Here is a 16,413-nt window from a genome sequence, read left to right as displayed (position 1 = left end):
TGAAAACCTCTGTTAAGCTCCTCCTGTCCGAATGCGGACGGGAGGATTTTTTCAAGGAGGTATTCATGACTGCGCCACGGCCTTCAAAGACCATGTTGGGCAATCATCCGCTGCATCCTGAAACGCAGATGCTCAACTATGGCTATGACCCGGAACTCTCGGAGGGAGCGGTCAAGCCGCCAGTATTTCTGACGTCGACTTTCGTCTTCAAGACCGCCGAGGACGGGCGCGATTTCTTCGATTTCGTTTCCGGCCGCAAGGAACCGCCTGCCGGTGTCGGCGCTGGTCTCGTCTATTCCCGTTTCAACCATCCCAACAGCGAGATCGTTGAAGACCGCCTTGCGGTTTATGAGGGCAGCGAGAGCTGCGCGCTGTTTTCGTCCGGCATGTCGGCTATCGCCACGACGCTGTTTGCCTTTGCGCGTCCCGGCGATGTCATTTTGCATTCGCAGCCGCTTTACGGTGGCACGGAAACGCTCCTTGCCAGGACGTTTCTCAATTTCGGCGTCGAAGCTGTCGCTTTCGCCGATGGTGTGCATGAGGCTTCGATAGAGCAGGCGGCCGAAGAGGCGGTTCGCAAGGGACGTGTTTCGGTGGTCCTGATCGAGACGCCTGCCAACCCGACCAACAGTATTGTTGATATTGCCGCGATCCGGCGCGTCGCGGAGAAGATTGAACACAAGCAGGGACATCGCCCGATCATTGCCTGCGACAATACCTTGCTTGGACCCGTCTATCAGAAGCCGCTCGATCATGGGGCCGATCTTTCGGTCTATTCGCTGACCAAATATGTCGGCGGGCATTCGGACTTGATTGCCGGGGCCGTGCTGGGCGCCAAGGCTGTTGTAAAGCAGGTCAAGGCATTGCGCGGGGCTATCGGCACGCAGCTCGATCCGCATTCATGCTGGATGCTGGGCCGATCGCTCGAAACGCTTGGGCTGCGCATGGAGCGCGCCAACAGCAACGCTCAGGCAATCGCGGAATTTCTGCGCGACCATCCGAAGGTGGAGAAGCTGCATTATCTTCCTTTCGCGGATGAGAATTCCGATGTCGGCGCGCTGTTCAAGCGCCAATGCACCGGTGCGGGATCGACTTTCTCATTCGATATCAAAGGCGGACAGGCGGCGGCATTCCGCTTCCTGAACGCGCTTCAGATATTGAAGCTTGCGGTCAGTCTCGGCGGCACGGAATCACTCGCAAGCCACCCTGCCGCGATGACACATTCGGGCGTTCCCGTTGATGTGCGGGAGCGTATCGGCGTGCTCGAATCGACGATCCGGCTTTCCATCGGCATCGAGCATCCCGACGATCTGATCGCCGACCTCGCGCAAGCGCTCGAAGAGGCGTGAATCATTGTGCGACGGAAAGCAGCGACCGGTTTGTTGCTGCTTTCCCCGGCAATTAGTCCAAGGAACGCGCGTTTTCGTACGCTTCGAACAGAGAAGAGACGAGAACGCCGTTTATCCGCATACCCGTCACGTCAGCATCGGTGATATTCGTATGTGCCAAAGTCACGCCGCTTATAGCCAAGCCACTCATGTTGGCATTCGTAATTGTTGCACCGGTCAGATTGATATTATGAAGGCGCGCCCCTGCCAGATTGACATCATCGAAATCAGCGTCGCTCAAATTGGTATCGACGAACTTTGACTTGGTCAAAACGGCAAAAAACTTTGAACCGGACAAATCCACGCCATCGAAATTGGAGCCCGACATATCCGCACGTTCATAACGCGCATTCTGCAACTGTGGTCCCTCAAAGGGGTGGGTATCATCCATGGTGGCGGTTCCTCCTGCGTGAGTATCCCAGAAGTTTAAAAACGGCACCATCGTTGTCGATATGGAGAGAATAAGCAAACTAAAGTTGTCAGAGCGTCCTCTGACAATCTTCTCGATCTCCATTGCTGAAACCGGTCGGAAACATCTTCCGGACAGTGCGCTCACGCTCGCTAGGGAGAACGTTTTCGGATAATTGTTTGTAAGATGGTGCGGGTGGTCGGAATCGAACCGACACTCCTTTCGGAACCGGATTTTGAGTCCGGCGCGTCTACCAGTTCCACCACACCCGCACAGTTCTGCCGAAGCAGTTCGATATGGTCCAAAGGGACAGCGGGTTGGGATATACCGGCTAAACGAAACGAGGTCAATTGCTCAAAGCGCAGCTTGCACGCTCTTCAGGTTGATGGCCGCTAAGGTAAAGAAATCACGACACACGCTCCCATCAAGCGGCCCATTCATGACAGGTAACCCGCTCGACAAGTTCGTTCCGGGCAGCGTCAGACGCGGCAGGCTTTATCTGTTCGGCGCTGTTCGAGACAGTCAGCGGCTATTTATCTCCGCAAGCTCGCCTCGACCAGATTCCAGAAGACCAGCAAGGCGATGAAGCCCAACAGGACATAATCCAGCGTGCTTATATAGTGAAAATATTCCATGGCGCATCTCCTTCCCCGGGAGGGCGCGATAGCGTTTGAGCCAGACGGAAGCTTATAATTTTATCCGGGCTTCAGGCACTCGTTCAAAGTGCCGGATAGCACCGGTGCGGACCTCCTCTTCCGTCTGTCCATGCGCTCTCCCAAGACGAAGTGTATCACGCTTTGGCGTAGGGCTCAAATCATTGGTCCGGCTGGCAGAATCGACAGTTCCCGTGCGATATCTTGCATTCTAGTTCGACGCTGCGACATTGGCTTTCCGGCAATTGGCGAACCGGTCGAGCGCCTGATCATAGGCCGATGTTTTCACGCCCATCATGCCGATGACCGTGTGAAACAGATTGTCGTGCGAGGAAACGTCGGTGGCATCTTGCCTGACGCAAGCCGTGTCGAGCTTGGTGGCGTTCGCATAGTCGGGTGAGAACCAAGCGATAAAGGGAATATGGGTCTGGACGTCTGGGGCGATGAAATAGGGCGCTGCGTGCAGATAAAGACCGTCTTCGCCGAGCGATTCGCCGTGATCGGACATATAGATCATGGCTGGAGCAAAACGGTCGTCGCTGCCTTTCAGGACATTGATGATCTCCGACAATATGTGGTCGGTATAGAGGATCGAATTGTCGTAGGCGTTGACGATCTCCTCCGTCGTGCAATCGGAAAATTCGCTCGTGCGGCATTCCGGTTTGAACCTGGCGAACTCCAGCGGATAGCGGCGATAATAGGATGGGCCGTGACTGCCGGTCATATGGAGGACAATCGTGGCATTGCCGCTGACATCCTTCAGATGATCGCGCAGTTGGTCGACCAGAATCTGGTCGAGGCATTCGCCGCCGTCGCAATATTGCGCATTGTTCGAATTCTGCAGGTCGACCGTCGGGATGCGGTCTGAAACGCCCTTGCTGCCGGTGTTGTTTTCATACCATGCAACCTGCACACCGGCGTGATTGAGGAGGTCCATCAGATTTTCCGAGCTATGGAATTTGGAGCTTGAATATTCCTTGCGCGGAAAAGGTGAGAACATGCACGGCACGGAAACGGACGTGTCGGTGCCGCAGCTGGTCGTGTTGGTGAAGGTGATGATATCCTGCTGCTTGAGCTCGGGATTGGTTTCATGCGGATAGCCGTAAAGGCTGAAATTCTTGGCGCGGGCCGTTTCGCCCACCACAATGACCGTCAACAGCTTCTTGCCGGATGCAACTGGCGGCAGCGCCTGTCTGGCGTCAAGGCCGAGGGGCTGCATCACAATCTGCCTGTCGTTCAGGTCATGCGCGATGTACTGCACCGTGCTCTTGAGCGGCGTTCCAGGCATCAAGCGTTCCATGATGTCGGAACGATGTTCGCGATACATTGATGAGAAGCTGCCGTAATCGGAACCGATCAGCACGATTGCGCCGACAAGGCAGGCGATGATCGAAGCAGTATTGACCATGAGCTTCTGCAACAACGGGCGGTGTTTCACGCGCACCCAGATGATGAGAAGCGAGGGAAGGACGGCATAAAGCAGCATATGCAGCAGAAAGCCCGTCGTTATCAGATGGCCTGACTCGGCTCTTGTCGTCGTCAACGTTGCCTCGACCACATTCCGGTCGATGATCGTGCCGAAAGTATCCGTAAAATAGGACCCGCCGGCGGCGACCCATACTGCAAAAATCAGAACCGGCTTGATGACGTATTTGGCCGAGAAAGCCATCAGCACTGCGATATGGATGAGAAGGATGGCCGCCGCCGCGACAACGAGCTTTTGCGGATGATCGGAAAAATATGCAAACAGCCGCTGCCAGAAAGAGGCGTTGGTGAAAGCCAGAAGATAGATTGCGGTCAGGACGCAGAGCGTGCCGCTGGCTATGGTCGGGCGTGGAAATCGCATTCCTGAACCTTCAAATCCGATTTGGCCGCTGCTGGCCGTTGGAACCGTCGTGGATGAGCTTTGCAAGGGTTCCGCAGAACTGCAAGCGCAACATTTATTGCCCGGTAATTCCGGGTATCGGATATCCAAGACAGCGATTTCTGGGCATTTTTAAGGTTTCTTATATAAGTCCCTATTTCCTTTCGGTGATACTGCGGATGCGATTGCGGAGAATACGGGCCAGATTGCGTGTCCGCTGATAGAGGTGAATCTGCGATGCGGCCTGACGGACCAGCTTGTCGGTAGCCGGATTGAGCCCGATGACCAGAGTTTCGATAGTTTCGCGTGCATCGAACAGCCGTGTCATAACCGGATGGTCAGGAACGGCGCACGAGTCGGTGCGGTTGATGTTGGGATCGTTCAGGTGGTTCTTCACGACTTCGATCATCAGAAGCACACCGGGTGACCAGGCGTTCAGGCTTTCGTCGTAGGCGGTCTTCCAGGTCCAGGCTTCGCCTGAAACCGTAAAGACGATCAGGATGGCAATGACCCTTCCGTCTAGTTCGAGCGTGTGCACGCGCACGCAGTCACGTTCGGCAAGGTTGTTTACCGCTTCGCGGGCAAAGGCGGCACGAAACCGGTCGACGGCCATCGCGGTGCCGCGCTTGCCTTTCCACCCGCTCGCTTCCAGCGTCAGGAAATGTTCGAACGCGTGGCGAACTTCCTCAGGCGTGCGGGCAACGCGATAGGCAAGTTCACCCTTTTCCGACAGCCTGCGCCACAGGCGATTATAGTCCCGCCGATGGTGTGCGCCGATTGCCTGTCTGATATAAGCGTCGCCATCCAGTTCGCTTTCGAGAAAAGGACGCTCTTTCTGCTCTATGGCGACCAGGGGCAATTGCCGGCCTACTGCGACCGAACGGATCAGCCTTGCCGCCGGGCCGTCGGCCCGCATTTCCGGCAGAACGAGCACATCCGGCAATTTGAGATGCCTGCGTGCCAGAATATCGAACAGGTCTTCGAGCACGCCCACAGGGTCGTCCTGATCGATCAGCGGCGTGCCCTGCGGTCCGAACGGCGTCGACCAGGCACGGATGACGGGCGTTGAAAGCGGCAGTCCGGGACGCTCGATCGTGTAGGGCATGACGAAGCGCAGGCGGCTGCGTATCTCGTTTTCGTCCCGCATCACCATGAAGCGGACTTCCCGATCTTCGAGGCGCGGCATGGCAGGCGCCAGAAACCGCGCGTTGAAGAAGACGTTCGGTTCGACCGTACGATTGCTCAGGTGATCGAGTTCATCGCGCAGTTCAAAGCCCGCGGCCGCTCCATAGATAGCCAGCTTGCGCGGTATGTCGCGGCTGTGCAGACTCTCCTCAATCTTCTTGATGGCTTCATGCGCCACCCCGCTCTCGGATAGTTCCGAAACGATGTGGGCGGCATTTCCGCCTGCCGATTCTTCGAGCAAAGGTTTCGCGGCCATTACGAAGCTCCCTCCGAGGTCTTGGCACGGTCTCGTGGAATGAGAATGAACATTGTTATGTGCAAGGTGCGTGACACGGCGGACGAGAGGAGTGCGGCCTCCATCAGCATGGCGATGGCGGTCGAGACGGCAGCGCCCGTCAGGCCGAACCGTGGTATCAGCACGAGATTGAGAATGACGTTGACGGCAAGTGTTGCGGCATAGAGAAGCGCGCAAATATTCTGCTTGCCCGACATATTGAGAAGGCTTTCCGCCGGGCCGACGCTGGCGCGTGCGATCACCCCGATGATGAGGATGAACAGAAGCGGATAGCCGGCGGTGAAGGCCGGACCGAAAAGCCGCAGAAGCGGGTAACCCATCAGCAGGATGACGATGCCGAGAAACAGCGTCGGCCAGAATGTCCAGCGCACGGATGCTTCGGCAAAGCTTGCAAACTCGGCGCGGTTGCCGCTGTGGAGCAGGTCGGAATAACGCTGGGCGACGCTGGCCTTCACGGCAAAATAGACAAAATGGGCAAGCGCCATGATCTTTGTAGCCGCAAAATAGATCGCGACTTGCTCGGGATCGAGCGCATGGCCGACCATCAGAACATCAATATTGATGAGCAGGAAGAAAAAGCCTTCCACGAGGAAAATCGGCAGGGAGACTTTCATCCACTCGCCCAACCGCTGTTCATGCATTGCTGCGGGGATATCCTTTTTCAGCGAATGGTCGACCGTCAGAAATTGGCCGGCCGTTGTGATCCAGGTCGCTGCGATCGATAGAGCCAGTGCGACGGTTGCGGTCGAAGGTAATCCGGCTCCATGCGCCACGATCATCAACAGGAGGACCAGAAGTGGGCGGATAATATAGCTTGGCGTCAGTGCCATCATCACCCAGGTACGCGAGCGGGCAATACCGTCCAGCATATTGCCGAGCGCAATCATCGGCAGACAGATGAAGCCGAGGATGAAGGGCACGAGATAATAGCTCGCAACATGGTCCTTTAGCAGGAGCAACAGGCCCGTACCCACAAGTGCGAGAAGCGTGGCGGCTGTGAAAGCAAAAATGCGTCCGGTTGCAATGATCCCTCGTATAAGTCCGAAGGACTGGCGCTGCATATATTCCGGCACGAAGCGGATGATGGTCGTGTGCAGTCCGAAGCAGGCCAGATCTCCTATGATGATCATGGCGAGCCACACGAGAACGAAAACGCCGTATTCAAATTCACCCATCCAGCGGGCCAGAATGACCTGAGACAGGAGAGCGATACCGGCACTCGCCACGCGCACGGAAAAGGCGGCGAGGGACGAGCGCTGCGCGCTCGCCTGCGGTCCACTATCCGTAAGCACGGCATCCAGCCGCTCCGTCACGGGACGAAGCCTGGCCGCGATCCTGCCGGGTAAAAACCGGCTCGCCGTTTCAGCTGCCGAAAACCGCACTGTTTGCCAACCCTGTCTTTGCAGGTCTCTTCGGGCCTGCTTGTTATGCGCCGGACAAGCCGGCTTTTCACGCCTGTGCTTTGTTGCCTGCGACGTGCAGGAAAACCTTAGACAGGAGTTCTTTATAAAGAGAAAAAGAAAAAGTCTAATCTGCCGAAGGTTCCAAGACTTCAAGGAATGGTGAGTATTTTCTAAACGGCATCTATATTTGAGTTATCTAAAATAGAGCAAGCATAGAACCGCTCGCTAACCCTATCGATACGCCTTGCCGGTGAAACAATAAACCCCGGCAAATGGCTTGCCGGGGTTTGTCGATTAGAAACGGCGAGAAGCTTCCGCGCGCGTCACTCGAAAGCGCCGTGGCAGTGCTTGTACTTCTTGCCTGAGCCGCACGGGCAGGGCTCGTTGCGACTGACCTTGCCCCAGGTGCGCGGATCGGCTGGATCGCGTTCGGCAGCAGGCACATTGCGGTCGTCATGCTGATGTTCAGCCCAAGCTGCTTCATCGAAATCGTTTTCGCCGGTCGTGCCGTCAATGTGGCGGCCGGTCATTGGCGGCAATTCCGGTTCCGGCGGCGCCTCACGAACGATCTCGACGCGCATCAGCTGCGAGATAACCACTTCACGCAGGTTGGAAAGCATCGACTGGAACAGTTCGAACGCCTCGGTCTTGTATTCGTTCAGCGGGTCACGCTGGGCATAGCCACGGAAACCGACAACCGAGCGCAGGTGGTCGAGATTGACCAGATGCTCGCGCCAGAGATTATCCAGCGACTGCATGATGACCGATTTTTCGACATAGGTCATGATCTGCGGCCCGAAGCGTTCGGCCTTTTCGGCAGCAGCCTTGTCGGCGGCTTCCTTGATACGGTTCTCGAACTCTTCTTCCGCAATGCCTTCTTCCTTGGCCCAGTCCTCGACCGGCAGGTCGAGATTGAGCTTGGAAATGATGTCTTCCTTCAGGCCTGCAATATCCCACTTTTCCGCATAAGCGTCCTTCGGGATGCGCAGTGCGACCATATCCTCGATGACCTCGTGGCGCATTTCGCCAACGATCTCGGTCAGGTCTTCTTCGTCCATCATTTCCAGACGCTGTTCGAAGATCACCTTGCGCTGATCGTTCATCACGTCATCGTATTTCAGAAGATTCTTGCGGATTTCGAAGTTGCGGGCTTCGACCTTCTTCTGCGCCTTCTCAAGCGCCTTGTTGATCCAGGGGTGGACGATTGCTTCATCTTCCTTGAGACCAAGCTTCTGCAGCATGCTGTCCATACGGTCGGAACCGAAGATGCGCATCAGATCGTCCTGCAGCGACAGGAAGAATTTTGAGCGCCCCGGATCGCCCTGACGGCCGGAACGGCCACGCAGCTGGTTGTCGATGCGGCGGCTTTCATGGCGCTCGGTCGCGAGGACATAAAGCCCGCCAGCTGCCAGCGCCTTTTCCTTCAGCTGCGCAATGTCAGCCTTGATCGCGGCGATCTTCGCCTCGCGTTCCGCGCCTTCCGGCACATCGGCGAGTTCCTGGCGGACACGCATTTCAAGATTGCCGCCGAGCTGGATGTCGGTACCGCGACCGGCCATGTTGGTGGCGATGGTGATCGTACCCGGCACACCGGCCTGGGCGATGATATAGGCTTCCTGCTCGTGATAACGGGCGTTCAGAACCTGGAATTCCTTGATGCCTTCCTTGCGAAGACGTTCGGCCAGCTGTTCCGACTTTTCGATTGACGTCGTGCCGACGAGGATCGGCTGGCCCTTTTCGTGCGAGGCGCGGATATCGCGCACGATGGCGCGGTATTTTTCTTCGACGGAGCGATAGACTTCATCGTCCTCGTCGATGCGCTGCACGGGCAGGTTCGTTGGGATCTCGGTTACTTCGAGACCGTAGATATTGCCGAATTCTTCTGCTTCCGTCGCAGCCGTACCGGTCATGCCGGAGAGCTTGTTGTACATGCGGAAGTAGTTCTGGAACGTGATCGAGGCCAGCGTCTGGTTTTCCGGCTGGATGGTCACATGTTCCTTGGCTTCCAGCGCCTGGTGCAGGCCTTCCGAATAACGGCGGCCCGGCATCATGCGTCCGGTAAATTCGTCGATGATGACGATTTCGTCATTGCGGACGATATAGTCCTTGTCGCGCTGGAACAGCTTGTGGGCGCGAAGCGCATTGTTCAGATGGTGGACGACCGCGACATTCTCGATGTCGTAGAGGCTCTCGCCCTTGAGGTGGCCTGCGGCTTCCAGAAGCTGCTCGACCTTCTCGGTGCCGACTTCGGTGAAGATCGCGGTCTTCTGCTTCTCATCGATTTCAAAATCTTCCGGATCGAGGGCTGGAATGAAGGTGTCGATGAGATTGTAGAAATCCGAACGGTCTTCCAGCGGACCGGAAATGATGAGCGGCGTGCGCGCCTCGTCGATGAGGATGGAGTCCACTTCGTCGACGATGGCATAATTGTGCGGGCGCTGCACCATCTGGGCGCGCTCATACTTCATGTTGTCGCGCAGATAGTCGAAGCCGAGCTCGTTATTGGTGCCATAGGTGATGTCGCAGGCATAGGCCGCGCGGCGCTCATCGTCGTCAAGACCGTGCTTGATGACGCCGACGGTCAAGCCGAGGAAGTTGTAGAGCCTGCCCATGGTTTCGGCGTCGCGGCTGGCGAGGTAATCGTTCACCGTCACCACGTGCACGCCCTTGCCCTCAAGAGCATTGAGGTAGACCGGCAGGGTCGCCATCAGGGTCTTGCCTTCACCGGTACGCATTTCGGCGATGCCGCGTTCGTGCAGAACCATGCCGCCGATCAGCTGCACGTCGAACGGGCGCATGCCAAGCACGCGCTTGGCGGCTTCACGCGCGGTCGCGAAAGCGTCTGGCAGAAGAGAGTCGAGCGTTTTGCCGTCAGCCAGCGCCGCACGGAATTCGGCGGTCTTGGCCTGCAATTGCTCATCGGTAAGATTTTCGTAATTCTTCTCGATAGCAGTAATTTGATTAGCCCGCTGGCGCAGGGTTTTAACGCGGCGGTCATTGGATGAACCGAATATCTTGCGGGCAAAGCCGCCAAAGCTGACCATCACTGGTCCTTTCCTGTCCGTTCAGCCGGAAGCGCTTCCGGCAATGTCGAATGCTTTATTCACGCGTATTGAAACAATTGCAAGAAAACTGCGCTGTGAAAGCTGCCAGATACGGCGCATTTCCGGCGCAATTCCCCCGCCCCTTACTGGACGTAAAGCCGAAGGACAGATAAGAGGGGCTTCGGGCGATGTCAACGTTGCTCTAAAGGCTCGAAATCCTTTCCTTTGTCGTAATATTGGAGGTGTCCGGGCCAAATTCTGCCGCATTCATCGGGCCGGTAAGCGGTCACGAAGGAGAGAATTCCATATGAAAGCTATACTGAAAGCCCCTTATCGCAAGGCTCTCGCAGTCGTCGGCATGTCTCTGGCGGCCTCGGTGGCGCTGGCAGGCTATTCGGGCGCCGCATTCGCGCAGGACGCTGCCCAAGGTACCGCAAAGCCTGCTGCTGCACCGGCTGCCGCTCCTGCAGAAAAGGAAGATCCATCGAAGGTTCTGGCGACCGTCAACGGCAAGGATATTACTGTCGGTGAGGTCGATCAGGCTGCCGGCGATCTCGATCCGCAGTTCTCGCGCCTTCCGGCCGAGCAGCGCCGTCTGGCTGCGCTCGCCGCCCTGATCGACATCAAGGCAATGGCTGGTGAAGCGGAAAAGGAAAAGCTCGATCAGTCCAAGGAATTCAAGGATCGCATGGAATTCCTGCGTGAACGCGCGCTCCATAACGAATATTTCAAGGATGCTGTTGTCGACAAGATCAGCGATGACGACGTGCGTGCGCGCTACGACAAGGAAATCGCAGCCATGCCGCCGCAGGTCGAAGTGCGGGCCCGTCACATCCTCGTGAAGACCAAGGAAGAAGCCGAAGCTATCATCAAGAAGCTTGCAGGCGGCGCCAAGTTCGAGGACCTTGCCAAGGAAAGCTCGACCGACGGAACGGCTTCCAATGGCGGTGATCTCGGTTACTTCACGGAAGGCCAGATGGTGCCGGAATTTGAAAAGGCCGCGTTTGCACTGAAGCCCGGTGAATACACCAAGGCACCGGTACAGACCCAGTTCGGCTTCCACGTCATCCAGCTCGAAGATCGCCGCACCAAGCAGCCTCCGGCATTCGATCAGGTCAAGGATCAGATCCGTTCGATCATCATGCGCGAGCGTTATGTCGAAACCGTCAAGAAACTGCGCGACGGCATGAAGATCGAATACAAGGACCCGGCTGTCGAGAAAGCCATGAAGGACGCTGCCGCTGCCCAGGAGGGCGCGGACAGGGATGAGGCGCCGGAAGACGCTGCTCCTCAGCAGTAAATCCCGCTTCAAGTATCGACGCCCCGGCTTGCCGGGGCGTTTTTTATTTCGATCTTGCGTTTACTGCTTGATTTTAGACCGCAAACCTTTCCAATGCGCGCGTCAGGCTTTCTACGAAACCGCATCCCATCGAGGCCCATATGTCCGCGTCAGTTTCTCCGCTCGCTCCAAAACATTACCCAACAATGCCGGTCGTCCATGGCGTGCGCATCGCCACCGCTGCTGCCGGGATCAAGTACAAGGGCCGAACGGATGTGATGCTGATGGTCTTCGACCGACCGGCGGAAGCCGCTGGCGTATTTACCCGTTCGCTCTGCCCGTCGGCGCCTGTCGATTTTTGCCGCCGTAACCTCGTGCACGGAAAGGCTCGCGCCGTCGTCGTCAATTCCGGCAATGCCAATGCCTTTACGGGTATCAAGGGTCGCGCGGCGACGGAAGCAACGGCGGAAGCTGCTGCCAAAGCGGTCGGCTGCGCCACGACGGACGTCTTTCTCGCTTCGACCGGCGTGATCGGCGAACCGCTCGATGCCGGCAAGTTCGCGCATCTGCTTGGTGACATGAACAGGGATGCCGTGGAAGACTTCTGGACGGAAGCCGCCAAGGCGATCATGACCACGGATACCTATCCGAAGGTTGCAACCGAAACGGTGCTGCTCGGTCAGGTGCCGGTCACGATCAACGGTATCGCCAAGGGTGCAGGCATGATCGCGCCGGATATGGCAACCATGCTTTCCTTCGTCGTCACCGATGCGCCGATCAAGGCCGATGTTTTGCAGAGCCTTCTGTCGAAGGGCGTCGGCTCTACCTTCAATGCGGTGACGGTGGATAGCGACACGTCCACGTCCGATACGCTGATGCTTTTTGCCACCGGCACGGCGGCGGAACGCGGCGCGCCGGAGATTACCGACCCCGCCGACAAGCGGCTGGGTGAGTTCAAAAAGGCGCTTGCGCGTCTCCTGAAATCGCTGGCGCTACAGGTCGTGCGCGACGGTGAGGGCGCGCGCAAGATGGTGGAGGTTGAAGTCACGGGTGCGAAGTCTGCGGCTTCCGCCAAGAAGATCGCGCTTTCCATCGCCAATTCGCCGCTGGTGAAGACGGCTGTCGCCGGCGAAGACGCCAATTGGGGCCGCGTGGTCATGGCCGTCGGCAAGGCTGGCGAACCTGCCGACCGTGACCGGCTCGCGATCTGGTTCGGCGATATTCGCGTTGCCCATCAGGGCGAGCGCGATCCTGCTTATTCGGAAGAAGCCACCTCTGCCTATATGCAGGGCGAGGATATTCATATTCGCGTCGATCTGGGGATAGGCAAGGGCAAGGCAACCGTCTGGACCTGCGATCTCACCAAGGAATACGTCGCCATCAACGGCGATTACAGAAGTTGATCGAAGTGATGGAAAAACCCAGCACCCCAAGCCTCGCTATCGTCCGCCAGCTTGAAGCCGTAGGCTTTCGTGCGTGGCCCGCGACGTCCGTCCACTATGACGGCACATGGGCAATACGCATGACCGCAGCGCATCCCTCCCGGCGTCTCAACTCGGTCAATCCGCTCGATCCTGGCGATACGCGGGATATTCCTACGCGCGTGGAACTGGCCGCGCAGCGTTTCCGCGCCTATGGCCGGGTTCCCTGCTTCCGGCTTTCCCCGCTCGCGCCGCGTGAGCTGGAGGATTATCTCGAAGGGCTCGGCTGGAAGCGCCGGGACGAAACCATCGTGATGACCGCTAATCTCGAGGAACTCGATCTGTCGGGCGCGATTGATCAGATCCCCCTGAAGGATGTCGGCCGTTTCGTGGATGCCTCGCTTTCCATCCACGAAAGACCGGAGGATATGCGCCCCGGCTTCTCCGAACTTCTCAACAATGTTCGTCCGAACAAGGGCATGTTCGTGCTGGAGGAGGGTGGACGAGCCGTATCCAACCTGCTTTGCGTGCAGGATGGCGTCATGGCGGGGCTGTTCGATGTTGGAACGCTGCGTGATGCTAGGCGCAAGGGACACGGGCATGTGATCGTGGGTTCGGCGCTCAAATGGGCAGCGAAGCTTGGCGCGAAGACGGCATGGCTGCAGATCGAGGCGGACAATGTGGCCGGGCTTGCACTTTACGAAAGCTTCGGCTTTCAGGAAGCCTATCGCTATGCCTATCGGGAGAGCAGCGAGAAATGACCGAGGTGAAGGGACGCCGCATTCTTCTCGTCGCGGCTTGCGCGCTGGTGGATTCGGATGGCCGGGTTCTGCTGACGCAGCGCCCGGAAGGCAAGCAGCTTGCCGGGCTGTGGGAATTTCCCGGCGGGAAGGTCGAGCCAGGCGAAACACCGGAGGAGACTCTGATCCGCGAATTGCAGGAAGAAATCGGCATCACGACGAAAGCGGCTTGCCTTGCGCCGTTGACATTCGCCAGCCACACCTATGATGACTTTCACCTGCTCATGCCGCTCTATGTTTGCCGCCGTTATGAAGGCATTGCGCGGGGGCTGGAAGGACAGGCGCTGAAATGGGTTCGTCCGAAAGATATGCGCGACTATCCGATGCCGCCTGCCGACGAACCTTTGATCCCTTTCCTGCTTGATCTTCTATAGGCGGATATCTTTCCATAGTTGTGGAAAAAGGTTGGCAATTTGTTACGATTTCGCTGGCTGGTTAATCTATGATTCACTCCGTTGAGGCATTCTCGTTTACGAGTTGCCCCGGAGTCCTGAAGCATGAGTTTCGACAACAATTATTTTAGCGCTGATCACAACGAATATACGGCCAAGCCACTCACCAAGGCTGGTCGTGGAATCCTGCGCGTTGTGCTGTTGTTCGGCTCTGCGGTTGTCGCTCTCGCCCTTATCATTGTGCCGGTTCTCAACGATCAGGCCAACAAGATCGCAGCCCAGTCGGTGCTTCCAGACGGGATCGACCGTACCATGACGGGTTCGATCAAGCGCGATAACGGTGGCCAGCCTCATGCGGCAGGCCAGACCTATACGGTGCGCAAGAGCGTGCTGCAGCCAAGCCCCAATTCCGTCTGCATTATCGAGGCGAACGGCAGCCACCGCGGCGATTGCTAACTTTCTTTTGCATGTCTTTATTCCCATACTGGTTTCCACTTTTGGGAGACATGCTTTATTTCTCTTCCGCCTTTTTAAGCGCTTCCGCCAGCGATGCTTTTGCCGAGCCGGGCTTCAGCGGTTTTTGTTGCGATTCATGCGGTGCCCAGCCGGACAGCCAGATGATGGAGAACGTCGCGCGGATGCGGCCGTCCGGGTCGGAGAACCTTTCGGCGTAGATTTCGGCCGCACGCAGGAAAAGCCGTTTGGAAACCGGCTTTCTGGAACGGTCGCGCAGGATGTTCTGCATGCCCATGGCGCGGAGATCGGCCATCAGGTTGAACAGCGAATCGTAACGCACCGTGATGTTGTCGACATCCGTTACAGGCAGCGCAAAGCCTGCGCGTTGAAGAAGGCCGCCCACATCGCGCACGTCGGGAAACGGGAAAATGCGCGGCGAGGCGCCGCCAGTCAGTTCGATTTCGGCTTGAAGCAAGCTCTCGCGCAATTCACCCAGTGTCCCGCTGCCGCTCAAGGCGGCCAGAAACAGGCCGTCGGGTTTGAGGGCGCGGGCGATCTGCACCAGCGTGCCCGGCGTATCGTTGGTCGCGTGCAGCGCCATCAGCGACACGATAAGATCGGCGGTGCCGGTTTTCAGGGGCAGTATTTCCTCATCGCCGACGATTGCCGGGAATGGACCTTGCAAAAAATCTTTGTCGCGTTCGACGCGGACAATCAGGTCTGCCTTGCCGGACTGCGCTATGGCTGTCGCTGCCGCGCCGGTATGGCCAGCGAGATCGATGGCTACGGGAAAACGCCGCTCCACGGCGTCGAGGCGGTCGCCAAGATCGTCTGCAATGCGCTGCAACAGGAAATCTGCGCCAGGTTCTCTGCGCGCAAAGGCGCGGCGGCGAAACGAGAGCAGGAGATCGCGATCAAAGATCGCGCTTTCATCGGTCGGCGCAGGCATGGAATCGGTCTTCTCTTTCGAGCAGGGTTCAGTACAATCGTTGCGGGATAGATGCATTCGAACGGGGGCGAATGCAATGGCGGATGACGACAGAACGCATCAAACCTTTTTGCGCGGCGCGGGCAAAGGGCTTCGCCGACTTGTCGGGAAGGCGATCCGGTCAACGGCGGACACATTGTTTCCGCCGACCTGTATCGGCTGCCGGATGCATGTATCCGAACCGGGGACGCTGTGCCCGAAATGCTGGCCGGAATTGCGGTTTATCGAAAGGCCCTTTTGCCCCGTGCTTGGCATACCTTTCAGCCATGATTTCGGGGAGAATTTCATGAGTGCGGAGGCGATTGCCGATCCCCCGCCTTTCCGTCGGCTCCGCTCGGCGGTTTTGCATCGGGGGGCAGCGCAACGCATGGCGGTCTCGCTCAAGTTTCATGACCGGACCGATCTGGCTCCATGGATGGCGCGCTGGATGCAGCGGGCCGGGCGCGAATTGCTGGACGAATGCGATGTGATATTGCCGGTGCCCCTGCATCGCTGGCGGTTCTGGCAGCGCCGCTTCAACCAGTCGGCGGAGCTTGCCCGCGCCTTGGCGAAACTGGAATCGAAACCCTTTGCGCCGCAAGGCGTGAAGCGCGTACGCCGCACCGAACAGCAGATCGGCCTTGGTATCAAAGAACGGAAGCGCAATGTGGACGGCGCGTTTCGCGTGCCGCAGGAACACGAGATTCACGTTCGCGGGCGTCGGGTCCTGCTGATCGATGATGTCTATACGACCGGAGCAACGGTCAAGGCCGTGACGCGGGCTCTGCTGCGCGGCGGTGCAAGAAGCGTTGACGTTCTGACGTTCAGCCGCGTTCTGCCGGATTAAGGCTCAACAC

General features: G+C 57.7%; 13 protein-coding genes and 1 tRNA gene. 7 read left to right on the top strand and 7 right to left on the bottom strand.

What is annotated here, in order from left to right:
- The first annotated feature begins 65 nt into the window (after positions 1 to 65).
- Positions 66 to 1,349 carry a cystathionine gamma-synthase family protein gene (locus tag J9800_RS17980; protein ID WP_114217319.1) on the top strand — a complete coding sequence of 428 codons (1,284 nt, stop codon included), beginning with the start codon at positions 66 to 68 and terminating at the stop codon, positions 1,347 to 1,349.
- Between the two features lie 52 nt (positions 1,350 to 1,401).
- Here the strand turns inward: J9800_RS17980 and J9800_RS17975 are convergent, their stop codons facing one another.
- From J9800_RS17975 to secA, 6 genes are all read right to left on the bottom strand, one after another.
- On the bottom strand, positions 1,402 to 1,902 hold the full coding sequence (locus J9800_RS17975) for a pentapeptide repeat-containing protein (RefSeq protein WP_114217318.1): 501 nt from the start codon (positions 1,900 to 1,902) through the stop codon (positions 1,402 to 1,404).
- 82 nt (positions 1,903 to 1,984) lie between these two features.
- Positions 1,985 to 2,069, bottom strand: a tRNA-Leu gene (locus tag J9800_RS17970).
- A gap of 592 nt (positions 2,070 to 2,661) precedes the next feature.
- The gene (locus J9800_RS17965; protein ID WP_114217317.1) at positions 2,662 to 4,296 is read right to left on the bottom strand and encodes a phosphoethanolamine transferase; all 1,635 of its coding nucleotides are present in this window, start codon (positions 4,294 to 4,296) and stop codon (positions 2,662 to 2,664) included.
- Positions 4,297 to 4,468: 172 nt separating this feature from the next.
- Positions 4,469 to 5,755, bottom strand: a complete 1,287-nt coding sequence (gene bspF / locus J9800_RS17960) for a type IV secretion system effector crotonyl transferase BspF (protein ID WP_114217316.1) — start codon at positions 5,753 to 5,755, stop codon at positions 4,469 to 4,471.
- The gene (locus J9800_RS17955) at positions 5,755 to 7,176 is read right to left on the bottom strand and encodes a lipopolysaccharide biosynthesis protein (protein ID WP_162792731.1); all 1,422 of its coding nucleotides are present in this window, start codon (positions 7,174 to 7,176) and stop codon (positions 5,755 to 5,757) included. Before J9800_RS17955 ends, bspF begins: the two co-directional genes overlap by 1 nt.
- A 344-nt stretch (positions 7,177 to 7,520) precedes the next feature.
- Positions 7,521 to 10,241 carry a preprotein translocase subunit SecA gene (gene secA, locus J9800_RS17950; protein WP_114217315.1) on the bottom strand — a complete coding sequence of 907 codons (2,721 nt, stop codon included), beginning with the start codon at positions 10,239 to 10,241 and terminating at the stop codon, positions 7,521 to 7,523.
- Between the two features lie 307 nt (positions 10,242 to 10,548).
- Between secA and J9800_RS17945 the strand changes: the two genes are divergently transcribed.
- From J9800_RS17945 to J9800_RS17925, 5 genes are all read left to right on the top strand, one after another.
- Positions 10,549 to 11,541, top strand: a complete 993-nt coding sequence (locus J9800_RS17945; protein ID WP_114217314.1) for a peptidylprolyl isomerase — start codon at positions 10,549 to 10,551, stop codon at positions 11,539 to 11,541.
- Between the two features lie 140 nt (positions 11,542 to 11,681).
- Positions 11,682 to 12,923 carry a bifunctional glutamate N-acetyltransferase/amino-acid acetyltransferase ArgJ gene (gene argJ / locus J9800_RS17940; RefSeq protein WP_114217313.1) on the top strand — a complete coding sequence of 414 codons (1,242 nt, stop codon included), beginning with the start codon at positions 11,682 to 11,684 and terminating at the stop codon, positions 12,921 to 12,923.
- Positions 12,924 to 12,931: 8 nt separating this feature from the next.
- Entirely contained in the window at positions 12,932 to 13,702 is a 771-nt protein-coding gene (locus J9800_RS17935; RefSeq protein WP_112592347.1) for a GNAT family N-acetyltransferase, read from the top strand.
- Entirely contained in the window at positions 13,699 to 14,115 is a 417-nt protein-coding gene (gene mutT, locus J9800_RS17930; protein ID WP_112592325.1) for an 8-oxo-dGTP diphosphatase MutT, read from the top strand. Before J9800_RS17935 ends, mutT begins: the two co-directional genes overlap by 4 nt.
- Positions 14,116 to 14,238: 123 nt before the next feature.
- A complete protein-coding gene (locus J9800_RS17925) occupies positions 14,239 to 14,589 on the top strand; it encodes a hypothetical protein (RefSeq protein WP_114217312.1) in 351 nt (116 codons plus the stop codon).
- A gap of 55 nt (positions 14,590 to 14,644) precedes the next feature.
- On the opposite strand, the gene J9800_RS17920 is transcribed toward J9800_RS17925, so the two are convergent.
- Positions 14,645 to 15,538 carry a methyltransferase domain-containing protein gene (locus J9800_RS17920; RefSeq protein WP_114217311.1) on the bottom strand — a complete coding sequence of 298 codons (894 nt, stop codon included), beginning with the start codon at positions 15,536 to 15,538 and terminating at the stop codon, positions 14,645 to 14,647.
- A 76-nt stretch (positions 15,539 to 15,614) separates the two neighbouring features.
- Between J9800_RS17920 and J9800_RS17915 the strand changes: the two genes are divergently transcribed.
- Complete coding sequence (locus J9800_RS17915) at positions 15,615 to 16,403, top strand: ComF family protein (protein WP_114217310.1); 789 nt, start codon at positions 15,615 to 15,617, stop codon at positions 16,401 to 16,403.
- Positions 16,404 to 16,413: the final 10 nt, after the last annotated feature.

Origin of the sequence: Ochrobactrum sp. AP1BH01-1, assembly GCF_018066705.1 — a bacterium.
Classification (GTDB): Bacteria; Pseudomonadota; Alphaproteobacteria; order Rhizobiales; family Rhizobiaceae; genus Brucella.
The sequence above is the reverse complement of the archived record's forward strand: the minus strand, read 5'-3'. Positions and strand labels throughout refer to the sequence as shown.